The following is a 21,510-nucleotide window of genomic DNA, read 5'->3' as shown; positions in this document are numbered from 1 at the left end:
CTCCTTTAAACCTTTTTAAATTCCTTAACAATTGCATTATCATCTTTTTCAAATTTATTCTTGTATTCTACAATGTCAACATTTGAACCAGGACCAATTTTAACATTTTTGCCTCTTACAATTTTTGCATTAGTGTACTCTATATAAATATCATCACCTTCGACAGTGTCCACAATCAATTTTTGTGGCATAGAAAATGTCTCAAGGATTTTTTCAAAGAATTTTATATTGTTTGTATTGTCTTTGCAAACATTAATACTTTGGCCGCCGATTTCTCTCACTTTACATTTTACAAATAGTCTTATATCTATATTTTCCGCATTTAAAAGTCCGTTTATGGTGAATCCTCCTCGTGAGACAAATATCTCTGAATTTACGTCATCATTTACTTTAAGCACACCATATATCTGGACTTTTTCAGCATTCACGCCATGAGCAACATTCAACGACCCTTCCACAGATAACTCTTTGCACTTAATATCTCCATTTACATTATTGACCCCACTTACAAGGATGCTTTCTGCTTTTATACTGCCATCTACTTTTGAAACACCACTGCATTTAAAATCTGTGCATTCTACATCGCCTTTTACTCCCATAACACCACTTATTATGACATTTCGATACTTGCCACCAGCAGAGTCTCCTACGCCACTGCCAATTAAATCATTTAAGTTTTCACTACTCATTAAACTCGCCCCCATTTACTAATTTTATCTTTAATTCTTCAATAATTCCCGCAACACTTAGCCTTTTAATGATTTTCGCACCTGGTTCGAAATAAACCTCAGACCCACTTGATACCAAAAAACATGTAGATACTCCAAACTTTCTCACAAATAATAGATCACAATTCTTTCCATTGAATTTATTGTAATTTTCTTTTAACGTTTCTAAAATAATTTTTCCTTCTTCAAGATTTATATCTCCTGCAATTATCATTTCATCAACAATGTAAATATATAGAATTGAATTAAAAGAAAACTCTTTTTCTTCTCCAAACGTCTTTATATACAGCTCCAAAGATATTAACGAAACAATGTTGCGTTTTTTTATCTCATCTAAGCTTAATACAATCTCTGAAGGATTTGGCGAAAGCATATTTGCAAGATCGTCCAATGATAAGTCTTCTTTCATGCTTAGAATTTTATTTACTCTTTCAAGAATCTTTGCTTTTGGGAAAAATGTCTCTTGGCCTGTAAATGTAGACTTTCTTATAAACCACTCCTCAGGAATAAGATTTTTTCTTTTCCACCTGTAAAGCTGGCCGTATGAAATACCAGTAATCTCAAGCAATTCTTTTTTCGATATTAAATCATTGTTATCCACTAATGTTCACCTCCACACTGATAGTATAACATAACACTGTTACGTTGTAAATAGATTTTATAAAATTTTTAAACAAAATACCGATTGTAGTGTATTTCATAATATTGTATAATCAATCTAAAGAACGACACTTGGAGGCATATCATGAAATTAGATTTAGATGATAGAATAATAGATTCAATTAAATTTATAGGTGAAAAATATAATGATATTGATAAAATAGTAATATATGGTTCGAGAGCAAGAGGAGATAATAGAAAGACCAGCGATATAGATATTGCCGTATATTGCAAAGATAAAAGCAAACCCTTCATTTCGCTTTTGATTTGTAATAATCTTTTAAATAATTCATCATACTATCGCTTAATTTAACACTTATGAAAGTTATATTGCTATTTGAGGTTTTATCATATTTAGGGAATAGCGCATAGCCATTGTAAATATTAATATTTGTTATCATATATCCTTCTTTCAGCTTATTTTCATCCATTGTTTTTAAACCATTATATACAAACTGCATTGAATAATAATCTTTACTCCACCTATCCAAAATTATATTTTCATCTTTTCCTTTTGAATTGTGGATATAATTTAAAAACTTATTAATAAATACTTTATCATCAATCATTACTGTAGATCTAACCTCAAGCTGGGCAATTTCTTGTAATATTTTTTGTTTTTCATTATAATCCTTTGTTTCTTCATATTTTTTATTTAATTCAATAATTTCCTGTCTATGTAAATCTCCAGTTAAATAAATTTTATCTGGAGTTTTGACATAGTTCATACTAATTCCGCTTTTAGAACAGCCAACAAATAAAATAGCCACTACGCAAATAATTAAAATTATTCTTTTAGATACATTTGTTTTCATATAATACCACCTAACACTATGAACATTACTTCTCTCAATACACATAACACAATTTTTGTTTTTTGATTTGTCTAGTTTTCTGGCATCATTATATTTATCGCCATAAGCTATTTATGTGAACGAATTTCATAATTAACTTTCTTATCAAAATATATCAACATATTGTCGTTTATTTATAGTTATAACACTATATGTTGTTCAATTGCATTCGATTTTTGAATTATACAATTTCCTCATGTATTAAAAATCATAAAATTTACGCAACTCTGACTTTATAAGTTCTTTAATGTCATCATTTATATCTACTAAGGGCAATCTTACTTTGCCTCCTAAATTTAGACCTAATATATCCAATGCTGCTTTGATTGGTGCAGGATTAGGAGCTTTAAACATACTCTTTTGAAGTGTACATATGTCAAATTGAATTTTTCTTGCACCTATTATATCTCCAGCTTTATATTTATTTATCATCTCTTTTATTTTTTTACCAACAACATGACCTGTTGCAGCAACTGCACCATTTCCTCCGAGGCATAGATTTATAAATATATTAGTATCTTCACCTGTCAAGATAGAAAATTCTTTTTTTAATTCATTCCGACATATCCTTATCATCTCGGAAGTATTTGTAATGTCGTTAAAACAATCTTTTATACCGATTACATTGTCAATATTTGCTACTTTAATAATTGTATCAATACTCATATTAACTGCTGTCCTAGATGGTATATTATAAATCATGATTGGTAAATTTGTATGTTGGGCTACCGCCTTAAAAAATTGATAAATACCTTCCTGATCTGGTCTAATATAATATGGAACAACTATTAACAGACCATCGGCTCCAATATTTTCAGCATATTTAGTCAAACTTATTGTTTCATCCAAGTTTGCACCTCCAGCACCAACAAAAATAGGCACTCTTTTATTAGCTCGTTTTACTGCTCTTTCTATAACTAACTCCTTTTCAAGATGTGATAATGATGTCGATTCCCCAGTTGTTCCAATTGGAATTATTGCATCTGCGCATTGTTCTTCTATCAAGTAATCCACCAATTTATCAAACTTTTCAAAATCAACTTTACTCAAATCATCAGTAAATGGTGTAATGCATGGAATAACTAAACCTTCCAACTTATGAGTATTATTCAATTACTACACACCCCTTTTTAAATTTTATTTTAATAACTATAGGTGAGAAAATTCACTTACATAAACTACCAAATTCCATCAATCGCATTTAAATGGGAAACAAGTTTGGGGACATAAGTTTCTTAACATGTTGCTATCCTGCAGCAAAGTAGTATTACCTTACAGTATTGAGCGCTATGAAAAAGGTGGCAAAAGCAAAATCGAAAGAATATGCGAAATGGTGTCCATACTTCCAATATCTAAAGGAGCAGTATATGGTTTATATGATTCATGGTACATAAACAAAAAAGTAATAGAAGCACATTTTGAAAGGGGATACCATCTCATAGGAGCACTAAAGACTAACAGAATTATCTATCCACAAGGCATCAGGATACAGATAAAAGACTTTGCCCAATATATTGAAAAGAACGAAGTTTGCCTCGTTACAGTAAACGGTTCTATATACTGGGTATATCGTTATGAAGGAGCCTTAAATGGCATAGATAATGCTATAGTAGTATTGTGCTGGTCTGAAGAAAGCTTTTAAAAATGAAAATGCTCTACATGCATTTATCTGTACTGATACTGAATTAGATACCAAGACAATTCTAAATTATTACAGCCAGAGATGGCCTATAGAAATATTCTTTAGGCAGACAAAGAATAATCTCGGACTAAATATGTATCAAGTACGTTCAATAAAATCAATAGACAGATTATTATGGCTTATATCATTGACATACCTGTATTGTACGACTTCAGGCGATGAATATTGCAAATTTGGGCAAGGAATAAAAATGGTTCGAAAAGAGGTACAAAAGCAGCGTATTCAATGGATATATGAACAAGCTGATAGCAATGTGTCTATTGATGAAATTTTAGAACAGCTACGGTTAGCATAGGTGTAGTGCATCTACTCTATGGTAATATTTGTTATCAATTTTTCTCATCTATAGATTTAAATACTGACAATATACGCTCAGCAGGTATTAAGAAAGCTAAAATCTTTGCTTTATTAAACTGTATTACACTTGTTGCAGGTACTATTGCTGTTAATGTTAATAAATCATTGCCAAAAGTAGCTTAATAAACTGCTTATGCTTAAACAAGCATATAGAAACAGACAAAAATTATTTTATAAACTATTTTTGTATTAAATTTTCAAAGTTCATAAGTTATCCACAAGCATTGATATGCTTAGCTTTGCTATTGCCTTTTTTTAGCTTCAAAAATTAAAGTTTAATTGTGCAATTTCCTCAATCGAGAAATAGGGGCGGCAAGAGATTATTGAGCTAAAGATATAATCACATTTTTTTATCATTTACAATCTTAGATAGAATAAAGTATAAAAATCCAAAGCCGGAACATATAATAGAAATAATAATCTTAAAACCCAGAGAATACTCCAAAAAGCTAAGGGAATATAAAAATGAACCCACAAATATAAGCGTGATTAATACTAATTGTAATGTAATATTAGGAATTATTTTAGTAACAATATAAGGCAATATTCCTACTAGTAGGGTGAAATAAGCTGGTATAAAAAGAAATACGGTAGTTATATCAGTGAACAAAGGAAACATATTACCTTTATAGTTTGGCCAAAAGGTAATAACGATGTATAGTGTTGAAATTAATAGAATTAATGAAATTCCCAACCATATTTTATATTTCATCTTATAAGACGATCTCCTTTCCTGAAATTATTGTAGTGCAAAACAATCCAAGATGCAACCCCAAAAGTCACGTCCTGGATTGTTTTCCGGTATATTTGATGAGCTATTAATCAGCAGAAATTATACATTTAACCAGCAATGAGAAAACTATAAGGCGAAAGCCTCATTAGTAACGATGGAGATTGAAAAATTATTAATAAAATAATGTTGAGAATCCGCAGCATTATCCTAATTCATTAAAAAACTTTAATAGGTATACCACTGGCTTTGCCATACATACTTGTACTGATAATCGCCTACAGAGCTTTCAGATAAAATTAACTCACCTTTATTTTTAGCGGTATAGAAAGCTGTTTTATAACCTGCATTTGGCATTTTTTCATAATATGCTCTACCATAGCAATTATTATGCAAATCCATAATGTTGCTTACCGTAAAGAACGACTTGAAAAACGAATAACTGGACTTGCAAATTGTGACTAATTGATATTTTAAATCAGGAATATATGCAACTGCATCAGAAAAAGCTTTATTGGCTGCATTATAGTCGTTATAACCTTGGCTTCTGTACGTATTATATCTATTTGTATAATAGTTGGTTACGGGTTCAAGGATTAATAGCCCCCATTCATGATTTATTGTAGCAGTCCGTGTTTTCAGGGTTCCTACACCCCCGGTAGAAATGTAATTCCAACTAAAGTGTCTAAAAGCATCTTGCAACATAACATTACTAGGGAATTCTTTTAGGGCCGCATCTCTTGCTTGGTTAGCAAAGGTAACTCCAATTTTATATATCTCTGTACTGGTTAAGCCTTCATCTAGATCGAGAACTCCTTCCATAAAGTTAGCTGCTCTTAATTTGGCTTTATTTTGATCATAGTAAGTACCGGTAGCAGTTATTAGTTGATCACTTTTGTCGTTTTTCGATTTGGTTCCATTTAACTTATCAAGAAGCTTTATTGCTTTTTCAGTATTTTGTTGAATTTGGGCTTGATCTATTTTGGGAAGTTTGCTTTTGTTAAAATCGTCTTCAATAGCTTTAATAGTATTATCAATATCTTGTTGGGTTGTAGTTGTTTCTTCCATTACCTCAATGGGTTCCCCATATTTCACAGGGAATTTATCAACTTCAGCAAATGCAGTTGAGACCATAGAGGATACTATAAGCGCAACGGCTATTAAAATCGTAATAGATTTTTTCTTCAACATCCAAATTACCTCCTAATTTTTTTTGAGATTGCGTAAATTTCATATTTTAAAAAGCTTGGTATTCCTAACTTTGTGAGAGACAAAAAAAGGAAGTTCACCCCAAATGTCGAATATATAACTATAGATGAGAAAATTCACTGACATAAACTACCAAATTCCATCAATCGCATTTAAATGGGAAACAAGTTTGGGGACATAAGTTTCTTAACATGTTGCTATCCTGCAGCAAAGTAGTATTACCTTACAGTATTGAGCGCTATAAAAAAGGTGGCAAAAGCAACATCGAAAGAATATGCGAAATGGTGTCCATACTTCCAATATCTAATTGAAAAGAACGAAGTTTGCCTTGTTACAGTAAACAGTTCTAGATACTGGGCATATCGTTATGAAGGAGCCTTAAATGGTATAGATAATGCTATAGTAGTATTGTGCTGGTCTGAAGAAAGCTTTTAAAAATGAAAATGCTCTACATGCATTTATCTGTACTGATACTGAATTAGATACCAAGACAATTCTAAATTATTACAGCCAGAGATGGCCTATAGAAATATTCTTTAGGCAGACAAAGAATAATCTCGGACTAAATATGTATCAAGTACGTTCAATAAAATCAATAGTACACTAGGTGTAAAAAAGTTTGTGTAAAGTAGTTGTTGGTAAATTTTCTCAAAATTTTATAACCCAACAATATTGAATTATCAAGGTACAAAACTACTTTTATAAGTGCAAAGTTTTAGTTAGTAACACTATTTCGGTACCAAAACAGCATACTAACTACATTTTTATTAAACATCGAATGGCCATTCATTTGTTTGACTACATTATAACTCCAAGTCCAACATTTGGGAAGTTCCGAAATTCGGCACATTTTTTATGAATTAGATGCCGAATTCCGGCACATCATTCTACAATATATTGCCGTGTGTGTCTATGATGCCTATGTTTATGGCTGTCATTATTATTTTTATATCATTGTCTGCATCAAACAATATGCCTAATTTATTTAGGTGATTTCTCAATGTTCTATCAGATATGCCTACTTCGTCCATTACTGCTTTCCTTACTCCATTTCGGACCAATGATGACAGGATAAGCTTATCAGTGTCATCGATCTCTTCTTCTACGAATGACATATTCTCACTTCTATACGATATGCATTTTTCAAGGTAAATTGCTATGTTTTTTAGGCTAATGCTCTGCTCTTTTATGCTGGGAACGTTAATTCGCGATATATCAAGGTATGCAACTATTTCTTTGCTATAATGATCTGTAATAGGCATTGCAGTACAATACCAATTCTTAAACAAGTCGCAATAATGGTCTTTTCCGTATAGCTGTGCAAGACTTTTGTATTCCATGGCTATGTTGACTGCATTTGTGCCACTGTCTTCAAGCCTTAGGCTTATGCCTTCTCTGAATTGGAGTTTTTTGAAATCTTTATTTAATTGGTCATTAGCTATAATTTTAATCACATAACCGTCTTTATCACACAGAATAAAGAAGTAACCTTCTTTAATAAGCACTTTATACCTATAACATTGATTTACAAAGTTATTTAACAATAATATTAAAAAGTTGTTTTCTCTTTTCTTTTTTAGCAATGCGTCATCATCGATTGTTTTATCAAAGGAGTTTTTGTCAGGATTGATATTTATAAGCAATGATTCCCCATAAGATACAGTCAGTTTTCCGTTTCCTCTTTTTATAAATGCGTCATTGTTCATCAATATCAACTCCATTCTTTTATCTTTCCGTAAATCATTAAGCATAATTTTTATTCTTTTAATACCAATGGGCGTCACTCGAAATACCGTCATCCGCGAAACCAGTGGTTGAAAGTGATGTCATCATTATTATTGTCAGCACAAAAATAGACAAGAATTTTTTAAACACACTATCACCTCACTAATTTTTTCCCTTCATAAATATAAAACAACTTACACTGGATTTCGTTACAGTTTTTTATAAAAAATTTTTTATCAATTTCAATATAAAAGATTTCATTTAAATATTGTCAATTCAGGAACGAAAATATCATTTTAAGGAACAAAAAAGCATTTTTACCTCTTATTTTTCTTCAATTGCAAGATAAAAAAATAAGGACAGAGCATTTTCTGTCCTTATTTTGTAAGTTACATTTGTCAACAGCTTATTATAGATATGCACTATATCTAATTACCTTGAGCAACATCTACTGTTATAATACCATCTTTATAATCGACTTTATATCCAAATGCTTCACTTATAACCCTTAGGGGAATATATGTGCAATTATCGACTAATCTCGCCTTCACCGGAAGTTCATTGATCTTATCATTTATTTTTGCTACCTTTGACCCTATTGTCAACTCTACAGTCGTACTGCCTTTTTCTACTGTTATTGTTTGACTGTCATTATGCCAATTCACTGTTGCACCTAATTTTTCAAAAAATTCACGGGCCGGTACTAATGTAATGCCGTCTATTAAAGTAAATGGCTCCTTAGTAAATTTTATCTCTTGCCCGTTTAACTTGATTTTCGGGACATAAGGAAAATGTATTACAGTGCCTCCACCTGAATCTTTATAAATGATTATGCCATTGTCCATTTCTTGAGAATATCCTGATTGAAGGACAGTTTCTTTGGTTACAGATTTTCCATCATCTTGTACAGCATAAGCGATGGAGCCTGTACATACAACAGCAAAAATAGCAACAAACAAAATACGTTTAAGAAAAACAAATTTCATCATCATTTATCATTCATTCCTTTCTTTTTACTTATGTATCAATTATAATAAATGTTTACTACTTATCAATGCAAATCAGTAAAATTCCACATAATTATACTTCTTTTATTAAATTTTATTTCATTATCTTTTATGCTTCCAGTTTTCAAATTAACAATATATTGTTTAGCATTTTCTGGGCTGCCTTGCTTGGATACCGAGATAAATGATATATTATTATTAGGTAAAGAATGCGGACTTATATTTGTGTAATTCTCTTCTGTTACAGGTACTATTGTTTTAACCTTTATACTTTTCAAATCAAGGCAATCAAGTCTGCCATTTGATCCGTTTGACCCTCTATACCGATAAAAAACCAGCCGCTTTCCATCAGAACTCCAAGTAACGTGACCAATAGCACTTCCATTTGATACTTCTTGATCGGAGTATATTCTTTTTAAACTGTCATCTTTAAGATCAATCATCCATATACTTGACGCAAGCCAAAGCCTAATAGGATCACCCTCATCTGCTTGATTACGATACAATGTCGCACTATATACTATTTTACTACCATCAGGAGATATCGAAGGGCTAGAAAATCTCACAAACAACTTAGTTCCAACTTTCTCGATTGGAATAGTCTTCGGTCCACCATATTTCATTATTAATTTATTTAATTCTTCCTGCGACATATAATATTTAATTTTATTATCATCAGTTAGTCCAACGCCATCCCATTCACCTCCACTTACCAAATGTTTTAGCTTATTGTTTTTAATATTAAGTATACATATTTCTTGATTGCTATTCAAATCTTTATTACGCGTCATACGTACTAGTAACAAATTTTGATTATCAGGAAACCAAGATAAATAAAATACAGCTTGCATTCCATATACATCATCAAGGTACTTTTTTATATAATTTTTTTATTTAAGTCCATAATATTGATATAAGTTATCCCTTTTTTCTGATCTACTTGTGTGTATGCTGCATACTTACCATTTGGACTAACTGCTCCAAATTGATCTGGAGCTATATCCGGTAATGTCAATATTTTCTTTACATCATGACTTATTGGGTTAACTACTATAAGGTCCGAGCCCTTCTTGTCAGGTATAAGGCCTGTTAACCATCCATTATATTGATTTTTATATGAATAGTTAAATAAACAAATGATAAAACTAATAAAAACTACAATTATAATTATGACTAAACTTGTAAATTTTTTCCCATGGTTATTTTTTAATTGTTCGCCTGCACTCATAAAAACTCCCCTATATTAATCTTAAGATATAATTATAATTTATTTTCGTTTTGTCAAAATTTATTAAAAATATACTTTATATTTAGTGAACCTACTCCATCCTATAGAGGATGAAGCTTCCTACTTCATAGACCGTTGCCTACTGTTATTCACAGCAGGTCTTACACAATCTCCATAGGCGTAATTTCGGGAGGAACCTTCCCTACAAAAATATTACTCTTAGGCTGTTATGCCTAATTGTCTTTACTTTTTACTCCTGATAATATTATAGCATATAATGTTATGGAAAACAATAGAAATTCATCTCCCACCTATAGAGGATGGGAGACTTCTTTCAAGCCTTCGTTAAAGATCATAAACTTCGTGTCTAAGCTAAGTTAACATAAACCCATCTCGAATTTTCATTATCCTTTCACATAAAATTTAGACACGAAGTTTGGTCAAATAAGAAAAATACTAGCAATTTTACAATTTCGTATTCATATTTAAACAAATATAAACATTCTTGAAAATAAGTTTAACAAATCTTTCTATTAATTTTTTAAATGTACATCATACTATATACTGTTTATAACTAAATATAATCATTAATTTTTAAATTATGCTACTTAATCTTTAATAATAATTCATCATGGTTCTGGATTATAATTAGTTAGCGGTACAAATGTACGACTATAAAAAACGCCATCACTAGTATTCCCATGCAAATCATTAAAAATATATTTATCAAGATCAGCAATTCTTCTTGTTGCAATGCCAACTTGGTTAGGTCCAAAATCATTTCGAGTTATCTCTTTTGCTCTATTTGTTCCTAAATCTCTAATACTAAAAAGTACCGGTTGAGCCACATCAACAACTTTCTGATTTGGAACAGTTGCATTTCCATTTCTATATGGTAATGCATTATATCCACTCGTATTATACCATGTAACATCACCATAGGATGTCAAATAATCCTGACCATTATATGTTGATCTAGTACCTATTGTATGTCTAGCATAAACATCTACATTACCCCAAGTTCCAATATAAATTGGATAATACTCAATATCATAATAGTTTCCAGAAATCATTGTATAGTTGTCAGGATTATTTTTTCTGACCTCTAAATCTTTTTCCATTGCACTTTTTTCAGTGTCCTGGTTTTCTAGAATCTTTTTCCCTTTATCTACTTCCTCTTTAGTAATTTCTTTCGTTCCCGCAAAATGTAATACTATTCCTCCCAACGTATCTGTATAAACTTTTATCCCATCTTCAAGTTCTCTATAACTACCAGTATCTATATTAATTTTAGAATGTGTATCATTTAATGCCATTGATTCTTTCTGAAATGCCTTCGCTGAAATTCCAATTGATAAAGCTAACATTGTGCTGATTATATACACAATTAACATACGTCTTTTTAACATTTCTATACATCTCCTTTTTATAGTTAGTAACACTATTTCGGTACCAAAACAGCATACTAACTACATTTTTATTAAACATCGAATGGCCATTCTGTTTGACTACATTATAACTCCAAGTCCAACATTTGGGAAGTTCCGAAATTCGGCACATTTTTTATGAAATAGGTGCCGAATTTCGGCACATCATTCTACAATATATTGCCATGTGTGTCTATGATGCCTATGTTTATGGCTGCCATTATTATTTTTATATCATTGTCTGCATCAAATAGTATGCCTAATTTATTTAGATGGTTTCTCAATGCTCTATCAGATATGCCTACTTCGTCCATTACTGCTTTCCTTACTCCGTTTCGGACCAATGATGACAAGATAAGCTTATCAGTATCATCGATCTCTCCTCCTATGAAAGACATATTTTCACTTCTATACGATATACATTTTTCAAGGTAAATTGTTATGTTTTTTAGAGTGATGCTTTGCTCTTTTATGCTGGGAACGTTAATTCGCGATATATCAAGGTATGCAACTATTTCTTTGCTATAATGATCTGTAATAGGCATTGCAGTACAATACCAATTCTTAAACAAGTCGCAATAATGGTCTTTTCCGTATAGCTGTGCAAGACTTTTGTATTCCATGGCTATGTTGACTGCATTTGTGCCACTGTCTTCAAGCCTTAGGCTTATGCCTTCTCTGAATTGGAGTTTTTTGAAATCTTTATTTAATTGGTCATTAGCTATAATTTTAATCACATAACCGTCTTTATCACACAGAATAAAGAAGTAACCTTCTTTAATAAGCACTTTATACCTATAACATTGATTTACAAAGTTATTTAACAATAATATTAAAAAGTTGTTTTCTCTTTTCTTTTTTAGCAATGCGTCATCATCAATTGTTTTATCAAAAGAGTTTTTGTCAGGATTGATATTTAAAAGCAATGATTCCCCATAAGATACAGTCAGCTTACCGTTTCCTCTTTTTATAAATGCGTCATTGTTCATCAATATCACTCCATCATTTTCTTTCCGTAAATTGCAATGTCCTCTTTTAATACCAGTGTGCTTCGCTTGTATAATTGGCTTGCTCTATTTGAACTCCATTTCTATAGACTGTACCTTTTGTTACAAGTCTGTAATAATACCCTTCTTCTACATACCATATTTCACTTATGGAGCAGCTAATATCTGTCGATGTGTTTGACCAGCTTTTGATTGTCACCCAGTTTCCGTTCTTGTACTGTTGTAGATACGCATCAATTCTGATTTTGTCGACGCTGAAAGAATATAATACACTGTCTATCGTCGATTTTCCCATTGACGATATGTCGAATGTGTTAGTAAACTGGGATATTGCTATCCAATTAGGCTTTACCGGACTTGTCACTAATTTTTTCGAAATGCCGTCATCTGCGAAACCAGTGGTTGAAAGTGATGTCATCATTATTATTGTCAACACAAAAATAGACAAAAATTTTTTAAACACACTATCACCTCACTATTTTTTCTCTTCATAAATATAAAACAAATTAAAATGAAATTCGTTACAGTTTTTATAAAAAATTTTTTATCAATTTCAGTATATATGATTTCATTTTAATATTGCCAATTTAGGAATAAAAAAGCATTTTTACCTCTTAATTTTCCTCAACTGCAAGATAAAAAAATAAGGACAGAACATTTTCTGCCATTATTTCGGTAAGTCACATTTGTCAACAGCTTATTTTATAGATATGCACCATATTTAATTATCTTGAGTATCATCTGCCGTTATAATACCATCTTTGTATCGATTTTATATCCAAATGCTTCACACTTATAACCCTTAGAGGGATATATGTGCAATTATCGACTAATCTCACCTTCACCGGAAGTTCATTGATCTTATCATTTGTTTTTGCTATCTTTGACCCTATTGTCAACTCTACAGTCGTACTGCCTTTTTCTACTGTTATTGTTTGACTGTCATTATGACAATTCACTGTCGCACCCAATTTTTCAAAAAATTCACGGGCCGGCACTAATGTAATGCCTTCTATTAAAGTAAATGGCTCATGAATAAATTTTATCTCTTGCCCGTTTATCTTGATTTTCGAAACATACGGAAAATGTATCACAGTACCTCCACCCGAATCTTTATAAATGATTATGCCATTGTCCATTTCTTGAGAATATCCTGTTGGAAGGACAGTTTCTTTGAATACAGATTTTCCATCATCTTGTACAGCGTAAGCGATGGAGCCTGTACATACAACAGCAAAAATAACAACAAACAAAATACGTTTAAGAAAAACAAATTTCATTCTCACACCAACTCCTCTTTAATCACATTATCCAAACCAGCCCATGTAAAGGCAAATATTATATACTTCTAGAATTCTCTCTTATTAAAACTTTATGAATATGATCCCATACTCCTTTCGCCTTTTCATTTGGCAGTATGCTTTTAATATAAAGCCAAGAAAGTATACAAAATAAACAGTAACCTAATAATACTCCTAAGGCATTCAGTATTACATCGTTAATATCAACCCTTCTGGCAACATAACCAGATAAATAAAATATGTTTTCTAAAAACTGTAGAAGCTCTATCGAAATAGAAAATAAGAACCCTTTCCAAATAACTGATTTCAGATCGACATTACTTATAAACGGCAGTCCAAAACCAAAAGGAATGGTAATTAGCACATTCCCCCATCCTTGTACTGAATTAAGATAAGAATATGTCAATTCACGAAACGGAATAAAGTTTAAACCATTTTTCCAATCAACTCCATCTTTAATCAAGTCATTGTGTTGGAATAATCGAATCGGAAATAAAGTATAGTGAGCTACAGAAAGCAAATATATGAAAAATATCGAAAAACATAATATATATCCAATACTGCGTTGTTTCTTTCTCCACATATAAAAAATTAGCCATCCATATATTAAAACTATCACCGGCATGATAGTTTTAATGTCTATCATTATACCTAATCCCAATTATAACAACTCCTCACAATACCTGCATTAGCGCCTATTTGAACTGTATAAACATGTCATTGTTCATTGTTGCATATTTCACTAAAATTAATGCAATTTTAGAGTATTAAAAAATATATAATTATTTAGTAAACTCCGATTTATTCTTCCTGACATAATTAATAATCATATAAAAAACAGCCATTACAGCAATACAGTAAAACGCCAAAAAATACTGCTGGTTAATAATTAAATATGCTATAGCCATTAAATAATAAATAATCAATATTGCATAAAGATATAATGCTAAAAAATATCCATATTTCCTTTTCTTTAATAACCCAATTGAAGATATAATAAATATTGCTCCAAATATGATACCAATAAAATAAAAATTCGTGCTTAATATGATATTACTGCCAATTTTAAAGTTTGCTCCTTCAAGCATCCTTGTAATTGAGTCTAATATATACAATGTCCCTTGTAACATAACTAATATTGCCACAAAATTCACTCTATCACCACCCGATAATTTTATACTTTAATCAAATAACTTCGCATTTTCAATTTCATCATACCATACTTTATACCCATCTTTGCTACTGCCAGAAAACCAATAAACAGGTTTGCTATTCATATTTTTATCTTTATAAAATCTGGCATCTATAGACAGTATATAAAATTTGTCTTCTAATTCCTCCATATTACCTTCTTTAATCGCAAAATCCCTAATTATATGTAAAACATTTAATGCATCTTCTTTTTTACACCTTGAATCAATAATTATAGAAAAATATAAATAAGGTCTGGAATAATAAATTTTACATTCGGTAACAAAATTACATTCATTCAACTTTTCTTTTAATGCTTTTATGGCACTTGTATTAATATTTTCATTATATATATATCTATGACTAATAATATATTTTGCATTTATGACAATTAAAATTGATAAAGACAAAATTATTAATACTATTAACGAGATTAATTTATCTTTATTTATTTTAATCACCTCTATATAACCTTAACCCCAGCTCTGGCCAGTCAGTTTTCCGTTTCCTCTTTTTATAAATGCGTCATTGTTCATCAATATCACTCCATCATTTTGTCTCTCCATAAATCATTAAGCATAATTTTTATTTTTTTAATACCAATGGGCATAACTTGAAATACCATCATCCGCAAAACCAGTGGTTGAAAGTGATGTCACCATTATTATCGTCAACACAAAAATAGACAAAAATTTCTTAAACACACTATCACCTCACTAATTTTTCTCTTCATAAATATAAAACAACTTACACTGGATTCCGTTACAGTTTTTTAAAAAAATTTTTTTATCAATTTCAGTATACAAGATTTCATTTTAATATTGTCATTTTAAAGAACGAAAAAGCATTTTTAGCTCTTAATTTTCCTCAATTGCAAGATAAAAAATTAAGGACAGATTATTTTCTGTCCTTATTAAGAAAATTTTATCTTTATGGTCCTTGTCCAGGTAGATAATCACCTTTTCTTGAAGTTATTTTCCAAACTCCATCTTCTTTAGCTAAATTGTAGTAAAATCTCATCGTTCCTCCCGGAGTAAATGTAACTAATTTTTTGGGAGCATTCTTTATATCTTCTTGTAATTTTGCTTTCATTTCCGGCTTCATTTCTTCTTTTTTATCACTTGTTTTGTATTTGCTCATATCAATGCCTTCCGGAACTAATCCTAATGTTGTTGACTGTTTTGTTACATCAGCTATTACAGTTGCTGTATCACCACTTACATCAACACTGATAAAATTTATTTTTTTAACAAAATGATTTTTATCTCTATAATCTTTACTTTCTATTTCAGCTTTAACAGCCATTTGTAAAACCTGAATTCTGTCAGCCAGAATTCCAGACTTTGCACTATAATACTTTTCTGCTTCTGCAACAACCCTTTTATACATGGCATCTGCAACGTCACTTGGGACATCTATATCTGGTGAAGTTGTATACGCTTCTGGCAAAATATATACAGATGCTTCCATGTTTTCCGCATCACTAATTAATTGTTTTATTTTAATTATCTCATCATTTTTATTTTTATCCTGTAAGCCCATCAATGACATGATTGCAATTCCAGCAATTAATAGCACTGCCAAGCTTATAAGAATGCTTTCTTTAGTTACCAACTTTTTATTCATCAATTTACACCTCCCTTAATTTGGTCTTATTACTTTATATATTATCACTATATCAACATCAAACATATAATATAAAATACAAATAATATATTTTGGAGGTATATATTATGTCAGATGGAGATAAACACTACCATGATTATTTTGGCACTACAAATACAGTGTTAGAGCACAACCACAATTACAAAGGATGTACCAGCTATGCTATACCATATGGCACAAGCCATATACACTATTACTCGGGCTATACGTCAGTAGACAAAGGTCACAAACATTATGTGAATGGATACACAGGACCTGCTATAAGGACTAAAGATGGTCATGTTCATAAGATGGATGGCAGAACATCTTATGATAAAGACCACTATCATAATTACAGCAATTGCACTTCAAAGCAGATATACAATTAATATGCTCCCTCTTTTGAGGGAGTTTTTATATTATTTGTGAGATATATCACATAAAAATTTGCGATTTTATGATAAAATTTTGTTAAATAAATAACCATCATCAGTGCATAAAAACAGCAATACGAGGTGATATAATGGGTATTGAATTAGATGTAAAAAGTTTTGATGATGCCCTGAAAATATTAAGCAAAGATTACAAAATATTTGCTCCTATAAGGTTAAAAGGAAAAGGAGCATTTTCTGATACTGATCTTGTGACATACGGAGAAATTTCCTCCTACCGAGATATAGAATTAAGCGAAAAATCAAGGTATTCCCCGAAAGAGATAATTTACCCTATAACGCAGACCCTATTTTACTTTACAGAAGATGAATACAAAGAACCTGAAATTGACAATAAAGGAATCATCGTCTTTTTAAGACCTTGCGACGCTAATTCATATCTAAAATTAGACAATATTTTTTTAAAAAATGGTCCTTACGAAGATAATTACTACAAAAGACTGCGAGATAAAGTCAAGTTCTTTGTTATAGAGTGTACAAAAGGCTTTTCTACTTGTTTCTGTGTGTCAACAGGTTCAAACAAGTTTTTAGATTATGATGTTTTTTTCCGATTTGACAATGACAGAATAACATGCGATGTAAAAAACGACGAGTTTAGCTATGCTTTTTCAGGTAAAGAAGTGGAATTCACTCCAGAATTTATAGAAAAAAATGAAATTGAGGTGAATCTGCCTGATATAGACAAAATATCTCAAAATCTAGAGTATGTTTTTAATCATGAATTGTGGGACGAATATACGAAAAGATGCATAGCTTGCGGAAGATGTACTGTATCATGCCCTACATGCAGTTGCTTTTCAATGCAAGATATATTTTACAAAGATAATCCTAAATGCGGAGAGAGAAGGCGAGTATGGGCAAGCTGCATGGTAGATGGATTTACTGATGTGGCAGGAGGTCACAGCTACAGGCAAAAATACGGTGAGAGAATGAGATTTAAGGTGATGCACAAGATATACGACTACAAAAAACGCTTCGGCACAACCATGTGCGTTGGCTGCGGAAGGTGTGACGATGTATGCCCAGAGTACATTTCATTTATAAAGATCGTATCAAAAGTCACTGATGTAGTAGAGAGGTGAATCAAAATGATAAATGTGTACATGCCAAGAAAAGTAGAAATTATTTCGATAATTCCTCAAACAGATATAGATTATACATTTAGGCTAAAATCCGATATTCTGCCACAACATGGACAGTTTTTACAAGTATCTATACCTAAAATCGGTGAAGCCCCAATATCAATAAGCGATTACACTGATGAATACATTGAACTAACCATAAGAAAAGTAGGCACTGTAACAGATGCTATACATGAATTAAAACCGGGAGATTTCTTGTTTATAAGAGGACCATATGGTCACGGATTCCCTGTTGAAGACTTTAAAAATAAAAATGTAGTGATCGCCGCTGGCGGTACAGGTCTTGCACCAGTCAAAAGCATAATAAACAGGTATAACAGAAATCCTAAAGAGATAAAAAAACTTAGTATTTTGGTGGGTTTTAAATCTCCAAAAGATATACTTTTTGAAGATGAAATAAAAAAATGGAAGGAAAAATTTGATGTTTTATTGACCGTTGATAATGGCGATGAAACGTGGAAGGGAAATACAGGTTTAATCACAAAATTTATACCAGATTTAAAAATCGAAAACCCCGACGATACGATCGTAATTGTTGTAGGTCCACCTATGATGATGAAATTTACATGCCTTGAATTTTTAAAGCGCGGTATACCAGAGGAAAATATCTGGGTATCATTCGAAAGAAAAATGTCATGTGGCATAGGAAAATGCGGTCACTGTAAAATTAACGAAACCTACGTTTGCCTTGAAGGTCCTGTATTCAACTACACAAAGTCCAAACAACTTCTCGATTAAAGGGGTGAAATAATGATTCTCGATATTGATACAAAACTTTTAAAGAAAAATGCATATAGAGTGACAAAACAACGTGGCATAACAGCTCTGAGAATAAGGGTCCCAGGTGGAGATCTCAATATAAAGTACTTCGATATAATAAAAGAAGTAGCTGAAAAGTACGGCAACGGGACTGTTCACATTACTACACGTCAAGGTTTTGAAATACCAGGAATATCAATGGAGAAAATTGACGAGATAAATGAGCTTATATCTCCTATTATAAGAGGACTTAAAGATGAAGGCGTCCAAATAGAAGATGAAGAAGGAGGATACCCTGCCGCAGGCACAAGAAACGTGTCAGCTTGCATCGGTAATCGGGTATGCCCATTTGCCAACTACGACACAACAGCACTTGCATTAAAGATAGAAAAGCTAATATACCCTAATGACTATCACGTAAAAATTGCAGTCACTGGTTGCCCAAATGACTGCATAAAAGCTCACATGCAAGACATAGGCATCATAGGCCAAGTTGAACCAATTTACGATCCATCAAGATGTATCGGCTGTCAAGCATGTGTAAAAAATTGCAAAAGAAGAGTAACTGGTGCCCTTACTTTTGAAAACTTCAAAGTCGTAAGGGATCCTAATAGATGCATTGGTTGCGGTGAATGCATATTAAAGTGTCCAACTTCTGCATGGACAAGAGGCGAAAAGTATTATAGAATCGTCATAATGGGTAGAACAGGCAAGAAAAACCCAAGACTGGCGCAGACATTTATAGAGTGGGCAGACGAAGAATCCGTACTAAAAATAATAAAAAACATGTACGACTTTATTGATAAATACATTGACAAAACCTTAGATAAAGAGCATGTTGGCTATATTGTTGACAGAGAAGGCTTTAAAAAGTTTAAAGAAGAAGTATTAAAAGATGTCAAACTGCCTAAAAAGGCTAAAGTCGCAAACCACATAGATTATACAGGTTATAGATATGAAAGAAATACAATATATGATTAAGATAAGCCATTTTCGGCTTATCTTTTTATCCATTTAGTATTGATATCGCTACTTCCTTTAAATCTTGATTTTAAATTGCCAACTAAATTGTACACACTATGTGATAAATTGTAAATAAATCCAATAGTCTTGTCGTCGAATTCATAATTGTAGTTTAAAGAATTTCCTTTATACAAGCCTTTTTCTTTCATATCCCTTTCAACTTCTGTACCTGCTAAAGGCAAAAGTCTACTTACAGGATAATAGTCAAGCCTTTCCTTGCCTATCAATTTTACAGCATTGTTTATAAAAGAGATGTTTTCGCTAAGCTCTTTAAAATTTATATGCGGATCGAACATGATAAATCCCATCGATATATAAAGATCTAAATCATTTAAAATCTTTAAAGCCTTTATATTGTCCTCAACTTTTACATCTTTTTTAAAACGGTCAAGAACTGTTTGAGATCCTGATTCTACACCTAAGAATACCCTTTTTAGCCCAGCCTTTTTTAGAATAGAAAAAAGCTCCTTGTCTACATCGTTTACTCTGCATTGTATGCTGAAATTAATATCCATGCCTCTTTTTATAATTTCTTCAGCCAATTTATAGACTCTCTCGTAATTTTTCCCTTTCCCACCTATAAACTCAGCATCATTGAAGAATAAATTTCTTACATTGTATTTTTCATATAGTATTCTTATCTCGTCAATGACATTTTCTACGCTTCTTTGCCTGTACTTTTGGCCAAACTGAGAGAAAAATGGTCCAACACTGCAAAAGCTGCATCTTCCATAGCATCCTCTCGATGTAAGCATTGACGCAAAGCCTGACTTCAAGATTACAATCGGAAGTGTATCTCTTTCAGGATATGGCATACTATCCAAATCATCTATAAGTGGTCTTTTGTCATTTAGTCTTAAAGTACCATCATCTCTATATGCTATGCCTGATATATTTTTCCAGTCTTCATCTGATAGTACTTTTCTAGCAAGCTCTAAAAACGTAATTTCCCCTTCACCTACAACAACAGTATCAATTTGAGGACATACTGACAAAATCTCATCGTATGAAAAAGTAGGGTATATTCCGCCTATAGAAATATGTCCTTTGTAACCTGCTTCTCTAATGCTTTTTACGAATTCAAGAGCCTCACTGGCGCTATCTTGAAACGGTATGCTTACTCCAATTAATTTTGGCTTGTCTGATTTAATCTCATAAATCACGTCATTAGGATATAAATCATATAGTGGAATATCTATTATCTTTGTATTAATATCATATTTTCTAAGAAATGCAGCTATATATGCCAGACCTAAATGCTCGTATTTCTCTTTCATGCGTGATGATGGAGGATTTATCAGGAAAACATCGTATTGCTCCATTGTATCAATCCTTTCAATATTCATAACGCTACAAAATATACA

At 31.6% G+C, this 21,510-nt stretch carries 24 protein-coding genes and 2 pseudogenes; 8 read left to right on the top strand and 18 right to left on the bottom strand.

Annotated features, from left to right (window positions below):
- Positions 1–5: 5 nt before the first annotated feature.
- The gene (locus tag TTHE_RS00885) at positions 6–689 is read right to left on the bottom strand and encodes a polymer-forming cytoskeletal protein (protein WP_013296734.1); all 684 of its coding nucleotides are present in this window, start codon (positions 687–689) and stop codon (positions 6–8) included.
- Positions 682–1,329, bottom strand: a complete 648-nt coding sequence (locus TTHE_RS00880; protein ID WP_013296733.1) for a YhbD family protein — start codon at positions 1,327–1,329, stop codon at positions 682–684. Before TTHE_RS00880 ends, TTHE_RS00885 begins: the two co-directional genes overlap by 8 nt.
- A 144-nt stretch (positions 1,330–1,473) precedes the next feature.
- Between TTHE_RS00880 and TTHE_RS00875 the strand changes: the two genes are divergently transcribed.
- Positions 1,474–1,701, top strand: a complete 228-nt coding sequence (locus TTHE_RS00875) for a nucleotidyltransferase domain-containing protein (RefSeq protein ID WP_231292694.1) — start codon at positions 1,474–1,476, stop codon at positions 1,699–1,701.
- Here the strand turns inward: TTHE_RS00875 and TTHE_RS00870 are convergent.
- Together TTHE_RS00870 and dapA are read right to left on the bottom strand one after the other, a co-directional pair.
- The gene (locus tag TTHE_RS00870; protein ID WP_013296732.1) at positions 1,640–2,203 is read right to left on the bottom strand and encodes a hypothetical protein; all 564 of its coding nucleotides are present in this window, start codon (positions 2,201–2,203) and stop codon (positions 1,640–1,642) included. The genes TTHE_RS00875 and TTHE_RS00870 overlap by 62 nt on opposite strands.
- Before the next feature lie 240 nt (positions 2,204–2,443).
- Positions 2,444–3,355, bottom strand: coding sequence for a 4-hydroxy-tetrahydrodipicolinate synthase (gene dapA, locus TTHE_RS00865; protein ID WP_013296731.1), 912 nt, complete (start codon positions 3,353–3,355; stop codon positions 2,444–2,446).
- 73 nt (positions 3,356–3,428) lie between these two features.
- Between dapA and TTHE_RS14940 the strand changes: the two are divergent.
- Both TTHE_RS14940 and TTHE_RS14095 read left to right on the top strand, forming a co-directional pair.
- Positions 3,429–4,239, top strand: a pseudogene (locus TTHE_RS14940) (transposase); the annotation flags it as partial.
- A gap of 5 nt (positions 4,240–4,244) precedes the next feature.
- Positions 4,245–4,424, top strand: coding sequence for a hypothetical protein (locus TTHE_RS14095; protein ID WP_155812162.1), 180 nt, complete (start codon positions 4,245–4,247; stop codon positions 4,422–4,424).
- 835 nt (positions 4,425–5,259) lie between these two features.
- On the opposite strand, the gene TTHE_RS00850 is transcribed toward TTHE_RS14095, so the two are convergent.
- On the bottom strand, positions 5,260–6,222 hold the full coding sequence (locus TTHE_RS00850) for a hypothetical protein (RefSeq protein ID WP_013296729.1): 963 nt from the start codon (positions 6,220–6,222) through the stop codon (positions 5,260–5,262).
- A 336-nt stretch (positions 6,223–6,558) separates the two neighbouring features.
- On the opposite strand from TTHE_RS00850, the pseudogene TTHE_RS14935 reads away from it, so the two are divergent.
- Positions 6,559–6,838, top strand: a pseudogene (locus TTHE_RS14935) (transposase); the annotation flags it as partial.
- A gap of 289 nt (positions 6,839–7,127) precedes the next feature.
- Here the strand turns inward: TTHE_RS14935 and TTHE_RS00845 are convergent.
- From TTHE_RS00845 to TTHE_RS00790, 12 genes are all read right to left on the bottom strand, one after another.
- The gene (locus TTHE_RS00845; RefSeq protein ID WP_231292691.1) at positions 7,128–7,991 is read right to left on the bottom strand and encodes an AsnC family protein; all 864 of its coding nucleotides are present in this window, start codon (positions 7,989–7,991) and stop codon (positions 7,128–7,130) included.
- A gap of 402 nt (positions 7,992–8,393) precedes the next feature.
- The gene (locus TTHE_RS00840) at positions 8,394–8,951 is read right to left on the bottom strand and encodes a copper amine oxidase N-terminal domain-containing protein (protein WP_196793642.1); all 558 of its coding nucleotides are present in this window, start codon (positions 8,949–8,951) and stop codon (positions 8,394–8,396) included.
- Between the two features lie 65 nt (positions 8,952–9,016).
- The gene (locus TTHE_RS00835) at positions 9,017–9,763 is read right to left on the bottom strand and encodes a TolB family protein (RefSeq protein WP_196793641.1); all 747 of its coding nucleotides are present in this window, start codon (positions 9,761–9,763) and stop codon (positions 9,017–9,019) included.
- Between the two features lie 86 nt (positions 9,764–9,849).
- On the bottom strand, positions 9,850–10,200 hold the full coding sequence (locus TTHE_RS00830) for a hypothetical protein (protein WP_013296725.1): 351 nt from the start codon (positions 10,198–10,200) through the stop codon (positions 9,850–9,852).
- A gap of 629 nt (positions 10,201–10,829) precedes the next feature.
- Complete coding sequence (locus TTHE_RS00825; RefSeq protein WP_013296724.1) at positions 10,830–11,609, bottom strand: hypothetical protein; 780 nt, start codon at positions 11,607–11,609, stop codon at positions 10,830–10,832.
- 188 nt (positions 11,610–11,797) lie between these two features.
- Entirely contained in the window at positions 11,798–12,616 is an 819-nt protein-coding gene (locus tag TTHE_RS00820; protein WP_013296723.1) for a hypothetical protein, read from the bottom strand.
- Between the two features lie 46 nt (positions 12,617–12,662).
- Positions 12,663–13,097 carry a hypothetical protein gene (locus TTHE_RS00815; protein ID WP_013296722.1) on the bottom strand — a complete coding sequence of 145 codons (435 nt, stop codon included), beginning with the start codon at positions 13,095–13,097 and terminating at the stop codon, positions 12,663–12,665.
- 274 nt (positions 13,098–13,371) lie between these two features.
- Positions 13,372–13,914 (bottom strand): stalk domain-containing protein, encoded by a 543-nt coding sequence (locus tag TTHE_RS00810; protein ID WP_013296721.1) that lies wholly within the window; start codon positions 13,912–13,914, stop codon positions 13,372–13,374.
- Positions 13,915–13,972: 58 nt separating this feature from the next.
- Positions 13,973–14,596 (bottom strand): VanZ family protein, encoded by a 624-nt coding sequence (locus tag TTHE_RS00805; RefSeq protein ID WP_013296720.1) that lies wholly within the window; start codon positions 14,594–14,596, stop codon positions 13,973–13,975.
- 121 nt (positions 14,597–14,717) lie between these two features.
- Positions 14,718–15,089: a hypothetical protein gene (locus tag TTHE_RS00800; protein WP_013296719.1), complete on the bottom strand. Its 372-nt coding sequence runs from the start codon at positions 15,087–15,089 to the stop codon at positions 14,718–14,720.
- A 27-nt stretch (positions 15,090–15,116) separates the two neighbouring features.
- Entirely contained in the window at positions 15,117–15,536 is a 420-nt protein-coding gene (locus tag TTHE_RS00795) for a hypothetical protein (RefSeq protein WP_231292690.1), read from the bottom strand.
- Positions 15,537–16,056: 520 nt separating this feature from the next.
- The gene (locus TTHE_RS00790; RefSeq protein ID WP_013296717.1) at positions 16,057–16,752 is read right to left on the bottom strand and encodes a hypothetical protein; all 696 of its coding nucleotides are present in this window, start codon (positions 16,750–16,752) and stop codon (positions 16,057–16,059) included.
- A 107-nt stretch (positions 16,753–16,859) separates the two neighbouring features.
- Between TTHE_RS00790 and TTHE_RS00785 the strand changes: the two genes are divergently transcribed.
- The 4 genes from TTHE_RS00785 to asrC all read left to right on the top strand — a co-directional run bounded on the left by TTHE_RS00785 (position 16,860) and on the right by asrC (position 20,104).
- Positions 16,860–17,159, top strand: coding sequence for a YmaF family protein (locus TTHE_RS00785; RefSeq protein WP_013296716.1), 300 nt, complete (start codon positions 16,860–16,862; stop codon positions 17,157–17,159).
- 134 nt (positions 17,160–17,293) lie between these two features.
- The gene (asrA, locus tag TTHE_RS00780) at positions 17,294–18,304 is read left to right on the top strand and encodes an anaerobic sulfite reductase subunit AsrA (RefSeq protein WP_013296715.1); all 1,011 of its coding nucleotides are present in this window, start codon (positions 17,294–17,296) and stop codon (positions 18,302–18,304) included.
- Between the two features lie 6 nt (positions 18,305–18,310).
- Positions 18,311–19,102: an anaerobic sulfite reductase subunit AsrB gene (gene asrB, locus TTHE_RS00775; RefSeq protein WP_013296714.1), complete on the top strand. Its 792-nt coding sequence runs from the start codon at positions 18,311–18,313 to the stop codon at positions 19,100–19,102.
- Positions 19,103–19,114: 12 nt separating this feature from the next.
- Positions 19,115–20,104 carry a sulfite reductase subunit C gene (gene asrC / locus TTHE_RS00770; RefSeq protein WP_013296713.1) on the top strand — a complete coding sequence of 330 codons (990 nt, stop codon included), beginning with the start codon at positions 19,115–19,117 and terminating at the stop codon, positions 20,102–20,104.
- A gap of 17 nt (positions 20,105–20,121) precedes the next feature.
- Here the strand turns inward: asrC and TTHE_RS00765 are convergent, their stop codons facing one another.
- Positions 20,122–21,492, bottom strand: coding sequence for a B12-binding domain-containing radical SAM protein (locus tag TTHE_RS00765; protein ID WP_231292689.1), 1,371 nt, complete (start codon positions 21,490–21,492; stop codon positions 20,122–20,124).
- Between the last annotated feature and the right edge of the window lie 18 nt (positions 21,493–21,510).

Origin of the sequence: Thermoanaerobacterium thermosaccharolyticum DSM 571 (genome assembly GCF_000145615.1) — a bacterium.
Lineage (GTDB): Bacteria > Bacillota > Thermoanaerobacteria > Thermoanaerobacterales > Thermoanaerobacteraceae > Thermoanaerobacterium > Thermoanaerobacterium thermosaccharolyticum.
The sequence above is the reverse complement of the archived record's forward strand: the minus strand, read 5'-3'. Positions and strand labels throughout refer to the sequence as shown.